The sequence below is a fragment of the Mumia sp. ZJ430 genome, assembly GCF_011751845.1.
Lineage (GTDB): Bacteria > Actinomycetota > Actinomycetes > Propionibacteriales > Nocardioidaceae > Mumia.
This window is the reverse complement of sequence record NZ_JAAHFK010000002.1, coordinates 243,015-261,132: the sequence shown is the minus strand read 5'-3', so window position 1 is coordinate 261,132 and position 18,118 is coordinate 243,015. Positions and strand designations below refer to the sequence as shown.

Annotated in this window: 16 protein-coding genes; 10 read left to right on the top strand and 6 right to left on the bottom strand. The window is 71.5% G+C overall.

The window, feature by feature from the left end; translation table 11 throughout:
* Window positions 1-2 precede the first annotated feature (2 nt).
* Complete coding sequence (locus tag HCT63_RS07775; RefSeq protein ID WP_167002930.1) at window positions 3-2,732, top strand: hypothetical protein; 2,730 nt, start codon at window positions 3-5, stop codon at window positions 2,730-2,732.
* A 199-nt stretch (window positions 2,733-2,931) separates the two neighbouring features.
* Here the strand turns inward: HCT63_RS07775 and HCT63_RS07770 are convergent, their stop codons facing one another.
* Window positions 2,932-7,419: an FtsK/SpoIIIE domain-containing protein gene (locus HCT63_RS07770; RefSeq protein ID WP_167002928.1), complete on the bottom strand. Its 4,488-nt coding sequence runs from the start codon at window positions 7,417-7,419 to the stop codon at window positions 2,932-2,934.
* 168 nt (window positions 7,420-7,587) lie between these two features.
* Between HCT63_RS07770 and HCT63_RS07765 the strand changes: the two genes are divergently transcribed.
* From HCT63_RS07765 to HCT63_RS07745, 5 genes are all read left to right on the top strand, one after another.
* Complete coding sequence (locus tag HCT63_RS07765; RefSeq protein ID WP_167002926.1) at window positions 7,588-7,884, top strand: WXG100 family type VII secretion target; 297 nt, start codon at window positions 7,588-7,590, stop codon at window positions 7,882-7,884.
* Window positions 7,885-8,019: 135 nt separating this feature from the next.
* A complete protein-coding gene (locus HCT63_RS07760; protein WP_279587729.1) occupies window positions 8,020-8,625 on the top strand; it encodes a peptidylprolyl isomerase in 606 nt (201 codons plus the stop codon).
* Between the two features lie 97 nt (window positions 8,626-8,722).
* Window positions 8,723-10,324, top strand: a complete 1,602-nt coding sequence (locus tag HCT63_RS07755; protein WP_167002924.1) for an ABC-F family ATP-binding cassette domain-containing protein — start codon at window positions 8,723-8,725, stop codon at window positions 10,322-10,324.
* 35 nt (window positions 10,325-10,359) lie between these two features.
* Window positions 10,360-11,163 carry an enoyl-CoA hydratase/isomerase family protein gene (locus HCT63_RS07750; RefSeq protein WP_167002922.1) on the top strand — a complete coding sequence of 268 codons (804 nt, stop codon included), beginning with the start codon at window positions 10,360-10,362 and terminating at the stop codon, window positions 11,161-11,163.
* Window positions 11,160-11,918: an SDR family oxidoreductase gene (locus HCT63_RS07745; RefSeq protein ID WP_167002920.1), complete on the top strand. Its 759-nt coding sequence runs from the start codon at window positions 11,160-11,162 to the stop codon at window positions 11,916-11,918. The genes HCT63_RS07750 and HCT63_RS07745 overlap by 4 nt, the downstream gene beginning before the upstream one ends.
* Here HCT63_RS07745 and HCT63_RS07740 read toward each other — a convergent pair.
* Window positions 11,850-12,746, bottom strand: a complete 897-nt coding sequence (locus HCT63_RS07740; RefSeq protein ID WP_167002918.1) for an SURF1 family protein — start codon at window positions 12,744-12,746, stop codon at window positions 11,850-11,852. The genes HCT63_RS07745 and HCT63_RS07740 overlap by 69 nt on opposite strands.
* 65 nt (window positions 12,747-12,811) lie before the next feature.
* Between HCT63_RS07740 and moaA the strand changes: the two genes are divergently transcribed.
* Window positions 12,812-13,831, top strand: a complete 1,020-nt coding sequence (gene moaA / locus HCT63_RS07735; RefSeq protein ID WP_167002916.1) for a GTP 3',8-cyclase MoaA — start codon at window positions 12,812-12,814, stop codon at window positions 13,829-13,831.
* 33 nt (window positions 13,832-13,864) lie between these two features.
* Here moaA and HCT63_RS07730 read toward each other — a convergent pair whose 3' ends face one another.
* Together HCT63_RS07730 and HCT63_RS07725 are read right to left on the bottom strand one after the other, a co-directional pair.
* Complete coding sequence (locus HCT63_RS07730) at window positions 13,865-14,071, bottom strand: acetone carboxylase (protein ID WP_167002914.1); 207 nt, start codon at window positions 14,069-14,071, stop codon at window positions 13,865-13,867.
* A complete protein-coding gene (locus tag HCT63_RS07725; RefSeq protein WP_167002912.1) occupies window positions 14,068-14,409 on the bottom strand; it encodes a DUF3099 domain-containing protein in 342 nt (113 codons plus the stop codon). Before HCT63_RS07725 ends, HCT63_RS07730 begins: the two co-directional genes overlap by 4 nt.
* A 42-nt stretch (window positions 14,410-14,451) precedes the next feature.
* On the opposite strand from HCT63_RS07725, the gene HCT63_RS07720 reads away from it, so the two are divergent.
* Together HCT63_RS07720 and HCT63_RS07715 are read left to right on the top strand one after the other, a co-directional pair.
* Entirely contained in the window at window positions 14,452-14,667 is a 216-nt protein-coding gene (locus tag HCT63_RS07720) for a dodecin (RefSeq protein WP_167002910.1), read from the top strand.
* Window positions 14,668-14,670: 3 nt separating this feature from the next.
* Complete coding sequence (locus HCT63_RS07715) at window positions 14,671-15,180, top strand: histidine phosphatase family protein (protein WP_167002908.1); 510 nt, start codon at window positions 14,671-14,673, stop codon at window positions 15,178-15,180.
* A gap of 70 nt (window positions 15,181-15,250) precedes the next feature.
* Here HCT63_RS07715 and serB read toward each other — a convergent pair whose 3' ends face one another.
* Both serB and HCT63_RS07705 read right to left on the bottom strand, forming a co-directional pair.
* On the bottom strand, window positions 15,251-16,462 hold the full coding sequence (gene serB / locus HCT63_RS07710) for a phosphoserine phosphatase SerB (protein WP_167002906.1): 1,212 nt from the start codon (window positions 16,460-16,462) through the stop codon (window positions 15,251-15,253).
* 10 nt (window positions 16,463-16,472) lie between these two features.
* Window positions 16,473-17,216, bottom strand: coding sequence for a hypothetical protein (locus HCT63_RS07705; RefSeq protein ID WP_167002904.1), 744 nt, complete (start codon window positions 17,214-17,216; stop codon window positions 16,473-16,475).
* A 99-nt stretch (window positions 17,217-17,315) separates the two neighbouring features.
* Here HCT63_RS07705 and HCT63_RS07700 point away from each other — a divergent pair, with 99 nt between their 5' ends.
* Window positions 17,316-18,104: an ABC transporter ATP-binding protein gene (locus HCT63_RS07700; protein ID WP_167002902.1), complete on the top strand. Its 789-nt coding sequence runs from the start codon at window positions 17,316-17,318 to the stop codon at window positions 18,102-18,104.
* Window positions 18,105-18,118 lie beyond the last annotated feature (14 nt).

Sequence of the window (18,118 nt, the reverse complement as noted above, 5' to 3'; positions counted from 1 at the left end):
CGATGACGAGGACCACATCTCGTGCGAAGGACGACCGCGCCGGTGACCCGACCCGGTTCGCCGAGGCGCGGATGCCCCCACGGCAGAGCCGCCGGCCGCTAGAGGTTCTCGGAGCAGTCGCTGCCCTCGGCCTGCTGCTGGTCGGCCTTCCCGTCGCGCTCGTGCTGCTCTCCGGCCCTCCGCCGATCCCGACGAGCCTGCCATCGCTGACCGATGCGGCCCGTCAGCTCAGCATGGACGATCTCCTCACGGTGCTCGTGGCCGTCGTGTGGCTCGCCTGGGTGTGGTTCGTGGTGTGCGTCGTCGTCGAGGCCGTCGCAGCGCGCCGCGGTGGACTTGCCCGCACGGTGCCGCTCGCTGGCCCGCTCCAGCATCTCGCCCGCGTCCTCATCGGTGTGCTCCTGATGTCGGGCATCGTCGCGGGGCCCGCCCAGGCTGCGACCTCCGCCGCCGACCACGTGTCGCCGTCGACCCGCGTGGTCATGGTGGACTCCTCGCTCCAGCAGACCTCGGTGGTCGCTGGCGTCGATCAAGCCGGCGCTGCCAGCCAGGCCGACCGTGAGCACAGCCCGCTCGTCGGCAAGAAGGTCTACACCGTCAAGGCGCCGAAGGCCGGCTACCACGACAACCTGTGGGACATCGCCGAGCGCCATCTCGGCGACGGTCGTCGCTATCAGGAGATCTACCACCTCAACAAGGACCGCGAGCAGCCCGACGGCGGTCAGGTCGAGCTCGCGCGGCTGATCCATCCGGGCTGGGAGCTCGTGATGCCCGAGGACGCCGTCGGAGTCGAGCGCGTCGCCGCGCCGGCCCCCGCGCCCGTCGAGGCACCACCGATGCCGATGGACACCCCTGCCCCGGTCGACGACGCTGCGGAGACCGGTGGGGCAGAGGGCGGCGCGGACGGTGCCGGCGGCGCCGTCGAGACCGCTTCCGTCTTCAGCGACTCCGTGCGCTCGTACGGCGGCATCGGTCTGCTCGCTGCCGGAGTCCTCGGCGCTCTGGCGCTGCAGCGTCGGCGCCAGCGTGGCACCCGTGCGAGCGATGACGCGCGTGCCGTCGAGGCCCACCTGCGTGTCTCGGCCACGACCGACCGGGTCCGCCGCCTCGACCACGCGCTGCGCACGCTGACCGCGACATGCCGTACGGAGGGTGCCGTGCCACCCCCTGCCTATGCGGCGTTCGTCGACGACGAGTCGGTCGAGCTGATGCTGGCGCCCGCGCAGCCCAAGCCCTTCACGGGCTGGGAGGCGGTCGACGACGGCGCTCGCTGGCGCTCGACGGCCGATCCTCGGGGTTCGGTCCCCGCAGAGAGCGCCCCGTACCCGGGCCTGGTCGGGCTCGGAGTCGACGGCGAGGGACGGGACGTGCTCATCGACCTCGAGGCCGCCGGCGGTGTCGTCTCGCTCGTCGGCGACGTCGTGACCGCCGAGCAGGTCGCTGCGGCGATGGCGCTCCAGGCCGCGACCGCACCCTGGGCCGACGCCGTACGCGTCAGCATCTCCGACCTGCCGGACGAGATTGCGACGCTGGTCGAGGGCCGGGTCCGTGTGACAGACCTTGCTCAGGAGATCGGCGAGGTCGAGCAGTTCTACGCCGGGCGTACGGACGACGTCCTCACCGGCCGGATGCGTCGCCGTGGGCTCTTCTCGCACCTCGTGGTCGCGGGGCGCGTCCCTGACGCGTCGATCGCCGAGCGCCTCGGTGCACTGGTCGGCGGCGGGCGGCGGACGTTGTCGATCGTCGTGGTGGGGGAGCATCGTGACTCGCGCTGGCAGCTGCACGTCGACGAGAATGGGACCCTGAGCGCCCCACAGCTCGGGCTGACCGTGGACGCCAACCGAGTGACGGCGGCCCAGGTGTCGGCCGTCGCGGAGCTCTTCGAGGCGTCGCGGACCGCGGACCGGCCCGACGACGGTCTCCGCATCCGGGTCAGTGCACCTGAGGTCACCCACGACGACGCGGCCTGGGCGACGGCGCAGCGCCGCATCGGCGTGCTGGGGCGTCTTGCTGTCCAGGGCGCCGGTCAGATCGCGGCCGACCGTCGTCCGCTCGCCGAAGAGATGGTCGTCCACCTCGCGCTTCACCGCGAGGGCGTCCACCCGACCGTCCTCGCCGCCGCGCTGTGGCCGCGAGGCGTCACTGCCGACGTCCGCGACTCCGCCGTCGAGCGGGCCCGAGGCTGGCTGGGCTCGGACGTCGACGGCTCTCACCTGCTCCAGGAGACCGCCGACGGCCGACTGCGCCTCGCCGACTCAGTCGTCTGCGACTGGGATTGTGCACGCACCCTCTTCCTGCGGTCGCGGACGGTCTCGAGCGAGCGCGAAGAGGTCGAGATGCTGCGGCGCGGGCTCCAGCTCGTCCGGGGCGAGGCGTTCTCCGGGACGCCGCAGGGCCGGTTCGCCTGGGTGTCCGAGGATGACCTGCCACGCGAGATCGCACGGGTGGTCGTGGACGCGGCTGACCGGCTTGCGACGCTGCTCGGCGAGGACGACCCGAGCGGGGCGTCCGACGCAGCGGCGGCAGGTCTGCGGGCCTGGCCGACCGAGCAGCGGCTGTGGCGCGCGATGGTCCGCTCGCGTCACGCGATGAGCGGCGTCGCGGGCGTCATGCAGACGGTCGAGGCGATGATCGCGCGCATGGACGGCGTCCCGCTCGAGGCGGAGACAGAGGCGTTGCTCGACGAGCTCATGCCGACCGGCTCCGGCGGGACGCTGGCCGGCGCGAACTGACTCCGGCGCCCGTTCGGCAGTGCGCCAGCGTCCACGTCCGCACGGTGTCATGGCCCTCCTGCGGGACCTGGACCGTACGGAGGACGCCGTCCGCCGAGGGTGGCTGCTCGCCGTCGGTGAGTGGGCGTCCACGGCCAGCCCGCGTCGGCGGGTAGGCGCCCAAGGCCCGGCCCGCGTGCGTGCCCCGCGCCTGCGGGCTTCAGGGAGTTGCCTGCGGGACCTGGACCGTACGGAGGACGCCGTCGCCGAGGTTGGCCATGACGCGCCCGGGCGTCGTGGGTGCGCCCATCGAGCTGCGCGGGATCCGGACACCGATGAGCTCGCCGTCGGTGACGCTCGATGCGGCAAGGAGGAGTCCCTGGCGGCCCTTCATGTCGACCTGCCACCCGCTGAACCCGCTCGCAACCGCGTCCGAGTCACCGCCGAGCACGATCGCGCGCCCACGGTCACCGCCGGTCCGCAGGACGGACTTGAGGTAGTCCTTCGCGTCGACGTCCTTGAGCAGCTCGCCGTCATCGACGATCAGCACGACCGGTCCGTCGCCCTCGTCCATGAGCAGCTGGAGCTCGTCGGTCCGCAGGTCGGCGTCGGTGAGCACGGCGCGAACGCCCGCGCGTCCGGCCAGGTCGCGCAGCGGCGACGGCCGAGGAGCCGCGACGACAACCTCCGCGCCGCCGCGCAGCAGCGACTCGGCGACCGAGAGCAGCGCGGTGGAACGCCCGCTGCGTGCCGGACCGGCGATGATCGCCGCCGGGGTACGGGCGAGGTCCAGGCCGAGGGCGGTGAGCTCGTCGCCGCCCACGCCGATCAGGCCCCACGGCATCGGCGCGAACGGCTCGGCCCGCAGGTCCCACGCCTCGTCGAAGCCGATCCGGGTCGGGAGCACGTCGACGCGGAACGGACGTGCCGCACGGGGGACGTCCGACCAACGCTCACGCGACCACGCGCCGACCGCCCGCAGCGCGGCCGCCTGGGCTTGTCCGCCGGGCTCGCCGTCGAGCAATGCGAACTGGAGCTCGAGGCCGCTTTCGGAGCGGAAGCCGCGACCCTCGGGGATCTCCTCGGGCATCTTGCGCGGCTGCAGGCCGAGCAGCGAGTAGTCGGCGCGATCGGGCAGGCGCAGGCTGATCTTGTCTTCGAATAGCGAGCCGAGCCGGACGTTCACGAGCTGACGGTCGCCGGTCACGATGAGGTGGATGCCGACCGAGGCACCCTCGCGGAGGAACGTCTGCACCTGGTCGAGAGGCGTACCGCCGTCGAGCTCGGCGAGCGATCCGAGGAACCCCTCCCACCGGTCGAGCATGACGACGACGTGCGGCAGCCGCTCGTCCGGTGCGACCGACGACCGCTGCTCGGTGAGGTCGGCGAACCCGCCCTCGGCCAGCACCTCCTGGCGGCGCGCGAGCTCGGCGCGCAGCCGCGTGAACAGGCGCGTCGCACGATCGGTCTGGGTCCGCTGCACCACGGCCCCGCAGTGCGGGAGGTCGGCGAGCGGGAGGAGGGCACCGTTGCCGCAGTCGAGCCCGTACAGGTGGACGTCGGCGGGGCTCACCAGCGAGGCGATCGCGGCGGCCATGGTGCGCAGGGCCTGCGACCGCCCGCTGCGCGGGCCGCCGACGATCGCGAGGTGCGAGAACGAGGCGAAGTCGATGACGGCCGGACGCTGGTCCTGCTCGGCAGGGTGGTCCTCGCGGGCGTACGGGATGGGCGGCAGCGCGGGCGAGGTTGCTGCGCGGCTCGCGCCCAGGAGGTCGGACAACCGCACGTCGGTCGCTAGTGAGGGCAGCCACGGGCTGTGCTGGCGCTCCAGCCCCAGCTGGTCGTTGGCCGTACGGATGGCCTCGACGAGCACCGTGAGATCGGTGATCTCGGCGTCGTCGGTCACCGCGACCTTCGGTCGCAGCGGGATCGGCTGCGCGAGGTCTGCGAGCCCGAGAGAGCTGACCCACGGGACGCTCGCGGTGTTGACGGTGCCCGGACGCCGACCACCGACGCGACCGGACTGGAACGGCACGAGCGAGTTGGCGCCGAGCCTGACGTACGCGCGGCCGGGCGTGGCCTTGGAGATGCTCCCGGCCTCCGGGGCGTCGATGACGTCGCTGCTCTCGGAGCCGTCGGTGACGCGCAGCGCGATCCGCAGGTTCGTGTTGGCACGGATCTCGGGCGAGACGACGCCGGACGGTCGCTGCGTGGCGAGGATCAGGTGGATCCCGAGCGAGCGGCCACGCTGCGCGATGTTGACCAGGCCGGTGACGAAGTCGGGCAGCTCGCGGGCGAGCGAGGCGAACTCGTCGATGACGATGAGCAGTCGGGGCATCGCCGCCAGCTCGGGGCGCTTGACCTGGAGGTCGACGTAGTCCTCGATGTCCTTCGCACCGGCGGCGGCGAGGATGTGCTCGCGCCGGGTGAGCTCGGCACCGAGCGAGATGAGCGCCCGCTCGACGAGGTGCGTGTCGAGGTCGGTGACCATCCCGACCGTGTGGGGGAGGTCGACGCAGTCCTTGAAGGCGGCACCACCCTTGTAGTCGACCAGCACGAACGTCATGCCGTCGGGACGGTTCGCGACGGCGAGTGACGCGACGATCGTCTGGAGGAGCTCCGACTTGCCGGCACCGGTCGTACCGGCGACGAGACCGTGCGGCCCGTCCTTGCGCATGTCGATGGCGAACGGGCCGTCGAGGGACACCCCGACCACGGCCTCCGTCGAGCGTGGGCTGACCGCCCAGCGAGCACGGACGAGGTCCGGGGTCGGAGGCTCGATGGACATCACCTCCGTGAGGCGGCAGGCCGCGGGAAGGACGGAGTCGTCGTCGCCGCCGGAGATGTCGCGCAGCGGTGCGAGCGCCCGCGCGACGCGGTGCAGCCAGCGGTGGCCGACGACGTCGGGCATGATCGCGTCGACCATCGTCACCCGCTGCTGGCGGAGGGCGAGGCCGTGTGGAGCTTGGAGCACGACCGCGGTGGCCTCCTCCGGGAGGAGGCGCTCGTCGGCGTCGAGGCACAGCGCATAGATGCCGACCGACGGTCCTTGCTTGAGCAGGGCGACGACACCGGGCAGGCTGCGCAGGCGGCGTGCCCCGTCGATGACGACGACGATGTCGGGTGCGTCGAGCTTCTTGCCCGAGCCGCCCTTGCGCATCGCGGCCTGCCGGGCGGCGAGAGCCGCCGAGAGCTCGGCGATACGGCGTGCGCAGGTCTCCGTGTCGTTGCCGATCGTGACGACGGTGTCCTGGCCGAACTGCGGGCGCGCGTGGGGGAGCCAGCGGACCCACTCCCACGACGCTGCGCCCTGCGCGTCGGTGAGGACGTACACCTGGGTGTCGCGCGGGCTCTGAAGGACAGCGAGCTGCGCGACGGCCCAGCTCGCCACCTGGCGAGGGATGTCGTCGCGGCCGGCGATGCCGACGACGCCGCGTTCGCGCAGCGAGACGGCGATGGGGACGTCGTAGGCCGTACGGAACGTGGTGCGGCGGTGCTCGAGCTGTTCAGGATCCTCGACGGTCACCTCGGACGGCAGGTCGCCGACGCCCAGTCGTACGGTCAGGTAGTCGGGGTCGGTGGTCCGGCGCTCCCACAGCCGGGCTCGTGGGCCGTTGGCGACGAGCATCGTCAACGCCGGGTCGGGAGCCTCGAGGCGGCGGGCGAGCCGCTCGTCGACGACCGCCTGCTCGATGTCGGCCTCGGTGCTGGTCTTGCGCTCGCGGTACTCGGCGAGCTTGCGCCGGTATGACTGCTTGCCCTGCTTGCGGGACTGCACCCACGACGCGAGCATCATCAGCGGCGAGAAGATCGCCATCGTGAGCATGTACCAGCGCTGGGTCATCACGGCGAGGCCGACGCCGAGGAACACCGGTGCCAGCATGACCATCCAGGGCAGCCCCGGCTTCGCGTCCTCGCTCGGCGGGCTCGGGAGCCGGAACGTCGTCGGCCGCTCGGGTGGCAGCAGACGCGGCGGGCGGTTGTAGTCGAGCCAGCCGGCCTCTGCGCTGTCGTCGAGTGCGGCGTCGGGACCGGTGACCTCCTCGAGCTCGAGGATCACGCTGCCCAGGACCAGCTGGGCGCCGATCGCCCACGCTGTCGCCTCCGTAGTCACCGGCTCGCGTTCGAGCGTCAGGGCTTCACGGCCCGAGGCGACGGTCTCCGCGAGCACGTCCGAGGCGCCGTCGGCCGCCCGTACGGTCACTGCCCCGCTCATGTCGACGTCGAGGGTCACGCACAACGGCGGGATGCGGGGATCGGGCAGGCAGATCGTGCAGCCACGCTCCGAGCCGACGGTGGCCGTGCCGAACGAGAGACGGTGCACGGCGCCTGCGCCCGGCCCCGTGACGACCCGGACCTCCGCCAGACCATCGGGCTCGTCCAGCTGCAGCGCACTCGGGCTGTCGACGGTGAGGAGGGCGCCGTGCTTCAGACCGGACTCGGCGACCGGGACCTGGGTGTCGACGCTCTCGCCGCGGTAGTAGACCGTCGGAGCGGGTGGTGTCGACACCGTCGCGCCGAGCGCGCGGCCGTCGCGGTGCGCGGCCAGCGAGATGACGTCGGCCGTGTCGGGAGCCGGCATCGCGACGGGGGAGTGGCCGAGCAGATGACGGAGCACCTCGCCGGTCGGGGTGGCGTCGTCGGCCTCGACGACGACGTCTCGCCACGAGCCCGTCGCGGGGTTGGACACGGTGACCTCGACACGCATGCGCGCAAGGATAGTTGCGCCGTGGTTCGGCCCGATCGGAGCGGGTTCGTGGTTGCCGGGCTGACCCTCGCCGCGTCTAGAGTGCTTGCGGACCATATACCTCGGTTCGGTCCGGTGGCCTTCGACAGCGGCGGTCGCGGATCACCCACACGACGAGAGGAACGCAGCATGGCGAACATGAACGTCACCTACGCCGAGATGGAGTCGGCGGCGACAAAGCTCACCGACGGGCAGACGGAGATCGAGGGCACCCTCTCGAAGCTCAAGTCGCTCGTCGACCAGCTCGTCTCCGACGGCTACGTCACGGACAAGTCCTCCAAGGCATTCAACGAGTCCTACGAGGAGTTCAACACCGGCGTCAAGCAGACCATCGAGGGTCTGACCGGCATGAGCCAGTACCTCACGAAGGCCGCCGAGGCGCTCGCGCAGACCGACGAGCAGCTCGCCAGCGCGCTCAAGGGCTGACCAGCTCACCGACGTCACACCCGCGCGAGCCGACGTTCGACCACCGAACGCCGGCTCGCGCCGTGCTGTGCGGTGCCGTTCCGTCGAGACCGGCACGGTACGGTGCCTACGACCTCCTGGAGAAAGGGCCCTCTCGTGCGCATGCGGTGGATCGCCTCGATGGCGGCGGTGTTGCTCCTCGTGACCGGCTGCGGCGGCGACGACGAGGACGCGGGTGCGTCCGTCTCGGCCGCGCAGGCCACGATCACGACCAACCACGGTGACATCACCGTGACGCTCTTCCCTGACGAGGCACCTGAGACCGTCGCGAACTTCGTCGGTCTCGCGACCGGCGACAAGGAGTGGACCGACCCGGAGTCGGGCGACAAGAAGGACGAGCCGCTCTACGACGACACCGTCTTCCACCGTGTGATCCCTGGCTTCATGATCCAGGGCGGCGACCCGCTCGGCACGGGCATGGGCGGTCCCGGCTACGAGTTCGAGGACGAGATCGTCGACAGCCTCACGTTCGATCGCCCCTATCTGCTGGCGATGGCCAACGCGGGCCCGGACACCAACGGCTCCCAGTTCTTCATCACGACGGCCGAGACCCCGCACCTCGACGGACTGCACACGATCTTCGGCGAGGTCGCCGACGACGCGAGCAAGGCGGTCGTCGACGAGATCTCCGCGGTGCAGACCGGTGAGATGGATGCGCCCGTCGAGCCCGTGGTGATCGAGTCCGTCGTCGTGGCCGACTGACCCGACTCCGTACACTGGCTGGTGGCCGAGATCTCGGCCTCCGGAGGCGTCGACGTCTCCTTCTCCCTTTCTCCCACCTCCCAGGAGTAGCTCCGCCATGATCAGCGTCCACGACCTCGAGCTGCGCGTGGGCGCACGCGTCCTCATGTCGGGGGCGACGTTCCAGGTCGCCGACGGCGACAAGGTCGGTCTGGTGGGGCGCAACGGAGCGGGCAAGACCACGCTCACGAAGATCCTCGCCGGCGAGGGCACTGACCCGACCGCGGGGACGATCACCCGCCGCGGGACCATCGGCTACCTCCCGCAGGACCCGCGCACCGGCGACCCTGAGCAGAGCGCCCGCGACCGGATCCTGTCCGCGCGCGGCCTCGACGAGGTCTACCGGGCACTGCGGCGTTCGGAGATCGAGATGGGCTCCGACGACGACGCGATCCGCGACAAGGCGATGAGGCGCTACGCGCGCGCCGACGCCGAGCTGCACGCCGGAGGCGGGTACGCCGCGGCGTCCGAGGCCGCCACGATCGCCGCCAGCCTGGGGCTGCCCGACCGGATCCTCGAGCAGCCCCTGAAGACGCTCTCGGGCGGCCAGCGGCGCCGGATCGAGCTGGCACGCATCCTTTTCCTCGGTGCCGACACGCTCCTTCTCGACGAGCCGACCAACCACCTCGACGCCGACTCGATCGTGTGGCTGCGCAACTTCCTCATGTCGTACAGGGGCGGTGTCGTCATCATCAGCCACGACGTCGTGCTCCTCGAGGACGTCGTCACCAAGGTTTTCCACCTCGACGCGAACCGTGCCGAGATCGACGTCTACAACATGGGGTGGCGCAAGTACCTCGAGCAGCGTGAGACCGACGAGCGCCGCCGCAAGCGCGAGCGCTCCAACGCCGAGCGCAAGGCGTCGACCCTGATGGCGCAGGCCGACAAGATGCGGGCCAAGGCCACGAAGGCGACCGCTGCCCAGAACATGGCGCGCCGTGCCGAGAAGATGCTGGCCGGGCTCGAGGGTGAGCGTGCGGCCGACCGGGTCGCCAAGATCGACTTCCCGACCCCGGCGCCGGTCGGCAAGACGCCGCTGATGGCCGAAGGCCTGTCCAAGTCGTACGGGTCGCTGGAGATCTTCACCGACGTGGACCTCGCGATCGACCGCGGCAGCCGCGTCGTGATCCTCGGGCTCAACGGCGCCGGCAAGACGACGCTGCTGCGCATCCTCGGCGGCCTCGACGCGTCCGACACCGGCGAGATCCGTCCTGGTCACGGGCTCAAGCTGGGCTACTACGCGCAGGAGCACGAGACGCTCGACCTGGAACGCTCGGTCCTCGAGAACATGCAGTCGGCCGCGCCCTCGCTGACCGACACGCAGGCGCGCAGCGTGCTCGGCGCCTTCCTCTTCAGCGGCGACGATGCGCACAAGCCGTCACGGGTCCTCTCCGGCGGCGAAAAGACCCGCCTGGCGTTGGCGACGCTGATCGTCTCCCAGGCGAACGTCCTCCTGCTCGACGAGCCCACCAACAACCTCGACCCTGCGTCGCGCGAGGAGGTGCTGGGGGCGATCCGTTCGTACCAAGGCGCGATCGTGCTCGTCACCCACGACGAGGGTGCGGTCGAGGCGCTCCAGCCCGACCGCGTGCTCATCCTCCCCGACGGCGTCGAGGACCTCTGGACCGCCGACTACCAGGAGCTCATCAGCCTCGCCTGAGGCCCCGACGCACCTCGCTCGATAGCCTCACCCTCATGAGCTATCCCTCTTCCGAGTCGCTTGGTGCCGCCGGGCTCGACGTCGCCGTCGACGGTCCCGTCCTCACCGTCACCCTGAACCGCCCTGATGTCCGCAACGCCCAGACGCCAGCCATGTGGCGCGCGCTCGCCGCGGTCGGTGCCGCGGTCGGCGACGACGTCAGGGTGGTCGTCGTGCGCGGGGGCGGCGCGTCGTTCTCCGCAGGTCTCGACCGCGCGATGCTGAGCCCGCAGGGCATCGAGGGCGAGCGTGGCTTCCCCGAGATGGCCGCGGGCAGCGTGGAGGAGTTCGACGCCACGGTCGCCTCGTACCAGGAGGGCTTCACCTGGTTGCGCGACCCACGGTTCGTCTCCGTGGCCGTCGTCCAGGGCCATGCGGTCGGTGCCGGGTTCCAGCTGGCGCTCGCCTGCGACCTGCGGATCGTCGCCGACGACGCCCAGTTCTGCATGAAGGAGCCCGCGCTCGGGCTCGTCCCCGATCTCACCGGCACCAAGCCGCTCGTGGAGGCCGTCGGGTACGCCCGTGCGCTGGAGATCTGCGCGACCGCCCGGTGGGTGCCTGCCGAGGAGGCCACGCGCCTCGGGATCGCGCTGGAGACCGTACCCCTCGCTGAGCTCGACACCCGGCTCGCTGACCTCGTCGCAGCCCTCACCGCAGCCCCGCACGGAGCGGTGAGCGCCACGAAGGCGCTGCTGCAGTCGGCAGGCAGTCTCGACCTCGCGGCCCAGGCGAAGGCCGAGCGCCGCGCGCAGCACGGCCGGTTCCGGGCCGTTCTCGCGGCCGCAGGGGGAGCCCGATGAGCCTCGGACTGGAGGGACGAGCGTACGTCCTCACCGGCGCGAGCCGTGGGCTCGGGCTTGCCAGCGCGCAGTGCCTCGTCGACCAGGGGGCGTCGGTGGTGGTCACCGGGCGCGATGCCGACGCCGTCGAGGTCGCGGTCGCCCAGCTGGGGGCGGAGCGGGCGACCGGCGTGGTCGCGGACAACGCCGATCCCGGTACGCCCGCCGAGGTGCTGCGCGCGGTGACGGAGCGCTACGGCCGCTTCGACGGCCTGCTGGTCAGCGTCGGTGGTCCGCCGGGCGGCACGCTCGCCGACGTGACGGACGACCAGTGGCGCGGCGCGTTCGAGTCGGTCTTCCTGGGCGCGGTGAGGCTCGTCCGCGAGCTGGCTCCCGCCCTCGGCGACGGCGGAGCGATCGCCCTCGTGCTCTCGTCGTCGGTACGGACACCGATCGGCGGCCTGTCGATCAGCAACGGCCTGCGGCCAGGGCTGGCCATGCTCACGAAGGAGCTGGCTGACGAGCTCGGACCCCGGGGCGTACGGGTCAACGGGCTGCTGCCGGGCCGGATCGAGACCGACCGCGTCCGCCACCTCGACTCGCTGGCGGACGACCCTCAGGCTGCGCGTGCGGCCTCGGAGCGGTCGATCCCGCTGCGGCGGTACGGGCGTCCAGAGGAGTTCGGGGCGGCAGCAGCGTTTCTGCTGTCACCTGCGGCTTCGTACGTCACCGGAGTCATGCTCCCGGTCGACGGAGGCGCCCTCCGATCGCTGTGAGCCGGTCGTGCCCGCTCGGGCGGCGGCGGCGCGCTCCGCGGCCGCGCGGGCGGCAGGAACGCTGCGTTGGCCGGGACGGGCATGGCCCGCTTTGCGGGGACCGCGCGGGTGGGCCTCGGCCCACGCGAACCATCCGAAGCCGATGACACCGAGTGCCCCGAAGAACCACCACTGCAGGCCGTAGAAGAAGTGCGGTCCCTGGCCATACTCGGGCCCGTCGGGAAGGATGAACTCGTCGTTGGGCGGGTCCTGCTCCTCGAGAAGCAGGTAGCCGCCCTCGTACAGGGGATAGTCGAGGGCCGGTGCGACCCCGAGCGTCGAGACGGCACGCACCTGGCCTGCCTCGTCGGGCTGGGTGGCGGACAGGGGGACGTGGTCGTTGGCACGCCACCAGCCGACCACCGTGACCTCTCCGGAAGGCGGGGTGGGGACGTCGACGTCCGCGCCGGTCCGGTTCGCAGACGGGAGCCAGCCGCGCTCGACGAGGACGGCCGTGCCGTCAGCGGTACGGAGGGGAGTGACGATGTCGACTCCGGAGCCCTCGTCACGGGTCTGGTACTTGACGATGAGGTTGTTCGCGGTGTCGTACGTGCCGGTGACCGTGACCTGGCGCCACTCGTTGCTCTCGGCCTCGTCGATGTCGGAGGTCGCGACCTTCGAAGGCGCGACGGGCGTCGACTCCACGTTCTGCCGCGTGACGTCGTTGCGTGCGACCTTGTCGTCGAGGCGGCCGAACTGCCAGAACCCCAACCACGTGCAGACCCCGGCCAGCAGGACCACGAACAGCGCGAACGCGAGCCAGCGGCGGGTCAGGAGGAACCGGTACACGTCCCGACGTTACCTAACGGCTCCACACTGCCACCGACGGAGGTCTGCGTGCCTAGACTGATGTCATGACTGCCGAGACCCTCGCGCAGACCGCAGCAACGCTCGCCGACCGCCACGGTCGGGTGGCCACTGATCTGCGCGTCTCGCTCACCGACCGCTGCAACCTGCGCTGCCAGTACTGCATGCCGGCTGAGGGCTTGGACTGGATGCCGACGGAGCAGACGCTGACCGACGACGAGGTCGTCCGGCTCGTCACGATCGCGGTGGAGCGGCTCGGTGTGACCGATGTACGGTTCACGGGCGGAGAGCCCTTGCTCCGACGCGGGCTGGCGGGCATCGTCACCGCGACCAAGGCGCTCTCCCCGACGCCGACGGTGTCGCTGACCTCGAACGGTCTCGGGCTCAAGCACACCGCGGGAGCGCTGGCCGAGGCCGGGCTCGACCGGGTCAACATCAGCCTCGACACGATCCGCCCGGACACCTTCGAGCAGATCACCCGTCGTGACCGGCACGCCGACGTCGTCGCCGGGCTCGAGGCCGCCCAGGAGGCGGGGATCGCCCCGGTGAAGGTCAACGCGGTGCTGCTGCGCGGCATCAACGACGACCAGGCCCCTGAGCTGCTCGCCTGGTGCCTCGACCGGGGCTACCGTCTGCGGTTCATCGAGCAGATGCCGCTGGACGCCCAGCACGTCTGGGACCGCAGCTCGATGGTGACGGCGGACGAGATCTTCGAGAAGCTGGCCCCGTACATGACGCTGACACCGGCGAACCGAGACCGAGGCTCGGCGCCGGCCGAGGAGTTCCTCGTGGACGGTGGTCCCGCGACGGTCGGCATCATCGCCTCGGTGACGCGGCCGTTCTGCGGCGACTGCGACCGGGTCCGGCTGACGGCCGACGGGCAGGTCCGCAACTGCCTCTTCGCCCGTGAGGAGTCCGACCTGCGGGCGGCGCTGCGCGGGGGAGCATCGGACGACGAGATCGCCGACCGCTGGCGCGCCGCGATGTGGACGAAGCTTCCCGGTCACGGCATCGACGACGTCGGGTTCCTGCAGCCGAGCCGCCCGATGTCGGCCATCGGCGGCTAGCCGAGCGGCGGGCGGGACGGGCGGCGCGAACCGTCAGCCGACGTCGGAGGAGACCGGCTGGGTCTCCTTCCAGAAGCCACGGGCCGACAGGAACTGGCGCAGCGACTCCTCGTGCGCGTCGCACGCGAGCCACGTCTTGCGCCGGTCCGGCGTGTGGATCTTGGGGTTGTTCCACAGGAGCGCGTGCTTCGCGGGGTTCTCGCAGCCCTTCGCGGAGCAGGTCAGGGTCTCGTCGTTCACCGGGGTCCTGTCGTTGTGTCAGGGTCATCGGTCTCGTCGGCGGGCTTGGTCACCGGGCCGGTCGTGATCTCGCCGATCGGCTCGGGGTGGAGCACGTCGGCCTGGTCGACGGGCTTGCGGCGCGCCGTGTTCGCGAAGACGACGGCGACGTAGGGCAGGAAGAGAGCGCCGAGGATGAAGAACCACCGAGCCCATCCGTCGACCACGACGGCGAGCAGGAAGCAGATCGTACGGATCAGCATCGACACCAGGTAGCGGTTCTGGCGGTGCCTCAGCTCTTCGCTGCGGGCCACCTGCGCCGTGGTGATGCTGACACGGTCGGCATGGCGATCCTCCATCCCTCCACGGTACGCCAGTCGATCAGCGGCATGATGGGCAGTATGACGAACCGTACGTACCGCATCACCGAGATCGTGGGCACCTCGACCGAGGGCGTCTCCGACGCGATCACCAACGGCATCGAGCGGGCCTCGAAGACCCTGCGTCACCTGGACTGGTTCGAGGTGGAGGGCATTCGCGGGCACATCGAGGGAGACCGGGTCGATCACTACCAGGTCACCCTCAAGATCGGGTTCCGCCTCGAGGACGACGAGTAATCCGTGAAGCAGCTGGTCGTGGTCCGGCACGCCAAGGCCGAGGGGTCGGCGTCCACCGACCTGGCCCGGGCGCTGACGCGGCGCGGTCACGACGACGCCCGGCGCCGCGGTGAGCAGCTCACCGACTTCGTGACCGGGACCGCGCTCGCGCTCGTCTCGCCGGCGGTACGGACGCGCGAGACGTTCGACGAGGTCAACGCGTCGCTCGGCCTCGCACCGGCCCACGTGGCGTACCCCCCGAGCCTGTACGAGGCCAGCGCGCACCGGGTCCTTCAAGAGGTGCGTGCCGTCGACGGCGAGCCAAGCACGATCGTCGTCGTCGGGCACAACCCGTCGATGGGCGACCTCGTCTGGATGCTCCACGACGGGACGCACAACGGCGCGTGGAAGGCGTACGGCGACCGTGGTTTCCCGACGTCGGCCGCCGCCGTGCTGACGTACGACGGGGACTGGTTCGACATCGATCCACGGACGATGCGGCTCGAGGACTACCTCGCCCCGTCGCCCCGCTGACCCCCGGGACGTCATACGGATCGAGGGTTCCGACCCTCGATCCGTATGACGTCCCGGGAGGGGTTGCGGGTCAGGCGAGGGCGTCCGCCGCCTCGACCTCCTCGCGGGTGATGCCGAGGAGGAAGACGATCGCGTCGAGGTACGGGACGGACAACGAGGTGTCAGCGGCATCCCGTACGGCGGGCTTGGCGTTGAACGCGATCCCGAGCCCTGCGGCCTCGAGCATGTCGAGGTCGTTGGCGCCGTCGCCGATCGCGACCGTGTTGGCGAGCGAGATGCCGGAGGCGTCGGCGAACCGGCGCAGCGCCTCTGCCTTGCCCGCGCGGTCGACCACGGGCCCCGTGACGCGGCCCGTCAACTTCCCGTCGGCCACCTCCAGCGTGTTGGCCGCCCAGTAGTCGATCCCGAGGTCGGCGGCGAGCTTGTCGATGATCTGCGTGAAGCCACCGGAGACCAGCGCGAAGCGGTAGCCGAGCCGCTTGAGCGTACGGATCATCGTGCGGGCGCCGGGCGCGAGCTGGATCGCGTCGTACACCTGGTCGAGCGCGCTGGCGTCGACTCCTTCGAGGAGTGCGACCCGCTGCGCGAGCGAGTCCGCGAAGTCGAGCTCGCCGCGCATCGCCGCCGCGGTCACCTCGGCGACCTCCGCCTCGTACCCGGCGTGCGCGGCGATCATCTCGATCACCTCGCCCTGGATGAGCGTGGAGTCGACGTCCATGACGACCAGCCGCTGGGCGTGCTGGTGGATGCCGAGCGGCTGCACGGCGACGTCGACGTTCTGGCGCGCCGCCTCGAGGGCCAGCGCGCGCCGGAGCGCCTCGGGCTCGGCGCCGGAGACGTCGAGGTCGATCGCGGTCACGGGGTAGCGCGCCATCCGGACGATCCGGTCGATGTTGCCGCCGGCGGCAGCGACCTGTGCGGTGACCGCGGCGAACGCCGCCGGCAGGAGGGGGGCGCCGAGGACGGTGACGTGGCTGCGCCCGCGCCGGCGGCCCCGGTTGTCGCCCTGCCCGTACGCGAGGTCGAGCTCCATCCCGAGCTCGTCGGCCACGGCGGAGAGCGTCCGCTCGAACCCCGCGCGGTCGAGCGGGGCCGTGAGCAGCACCGCGAGGACGAGGCGTCCGCGCAGCACGATCTGCTCGACGTCGATCACCTCGACGTCGTACGCCGCGAACGCCTCGAACAGCCGCGCGGTCACACCAGCGTGGTCACGCCCCAGCAGTGTCACGGAGACGGTGGGGCCGTCGAGCGGTGCGGTCGGGGTGGGGACGGGCTCGTTCACGGCTCCGAGGTTATCGGGGCCGACCGGCGTTGCAGGCGGCGACCAGCGCGTGCCGTGCCGTTCGGGCGAGGCTGCGCAGGTGCGTACCGCGGGCGTCGACCTCCCACGCGGTGACGGCCCCGGACTCGGTCGCGGTCGCGAGGTCGGCGATGGCCAGGCAACGCTGGGCGGTGGCCGCGAGCTCCTCGGCACGTGGTGCGTAGCCCGGCGCGAGGAGCGGCTCGGTGGTGTCGCGGATACCTGAGAGCGCCTCGCGGACCTCCGGCTGCCAGCGAGCGACATCGAGGTCGAGGAGCTCGTCGGCGGTGACGGCCAGCTCGGTCCGGAGGTCGCGCGACGCTTCGGCGAGCCCTGTGCCGTGGGGGGCGGGGTTGGCCTCGTACCGGTGCCAGAAGACCCCGCTCCCGATCACCTCCGGAACCAGCCCGATGCCCGTGCCGTCGACCATCACCGCCTCGCCCGCGTCGGTCGCCGCGGCCGTGAACGCCGCCGGCCCCGCGAGACCGTACGGGTCGCCGGGCTCGGGGAGGGCAAGGCTCGCCCCGGTCGCTCCGGCGCGGCGCAGCGCACCCCAGGCGAGCAGGAGCGGCTCGGGTGGCGGAGGGTCGGCGGGCGCGCCGCTGGGCGTGCCGAGGACATGGTGCGCCGCGTCGTCTGCGCGGACGGCGTCGACGGCGGTCTCGAGCGGTGCGGCACCCGCGAGCCAGGCGTTGAACCAGCAGACCCAGCGTGCGGAACGGGACAACGTGGGCACGACGACGAGCCTAGGACGTCGAGGGACAACCCGCGTCAGGCGGTCGCCCTTGGGGTGCCGTAGGTTGGGGGCGCCCACCCCAACGTGCAGGAGTAGTGCATGGCGCCCGTGCTCGAGCTCGCCGACGTCACCGTACGACGCGGCACCCACACTTTGCTCGACGACGTCAGCTGGACCGTGAGCGAGGGAGAACGCTGGGTCCTCCTCGGACCCAACGGCGCTGGCAAGACCACGTTGATGCAGCTCGCGTCGACCCAGATGCATCCGAGCGAAGGGACGGTGACCGTCCTCGGGGAGATCCTCGGCGCGGTCGACGTCTTCGAGCTGCGGCCGCGCATCGGCTACACGAGCGCCGCCGTCGCCGAGCGCATCCCCAAGTCCGAGCGGGTCCTCGACGTCGTTATCACCGCTTCGTACGGGGTGACAGGCCGGTGGCGCGAGGAGTACGAGGAGTTCGACGAGGCGCGCGCACTGCTGATCCTGCGGCTGATGGGGGTCGAGCGACTCGTCGACCGGACCTTCGGCACGCTCAGCGAGGGCGAGCGCAAGCGCGTCCTGATCTCGCGCGCGCTGATGACCGATCCTGAGCTGCTGCTCCTCGACGAGCCGGCCGCGGGTCTCGACCTCGGTGGCCGCGAGGATCTCGTCTCCAACCTCGGCAAGCTCGCGCGTGACCCCGAGGCGCCGGTGCTCGTGCTGGTCTCGCACCACGTGGAGGAGGTCCCCCCGGGCTTCACCCACGTGCTGATGCTGCGTGACGGCAAGGTCACCGCCAAGGGGGCGATCGCCGAGACCCTCACCGCCCAGAACCTCGCGATCACGTTCCACATGCCGCTGATCCTCGAGGAGCGCGACGGTCGTTACGCGGCACGTCGCGCGCCACGCTGACCTCGTACGCCCCT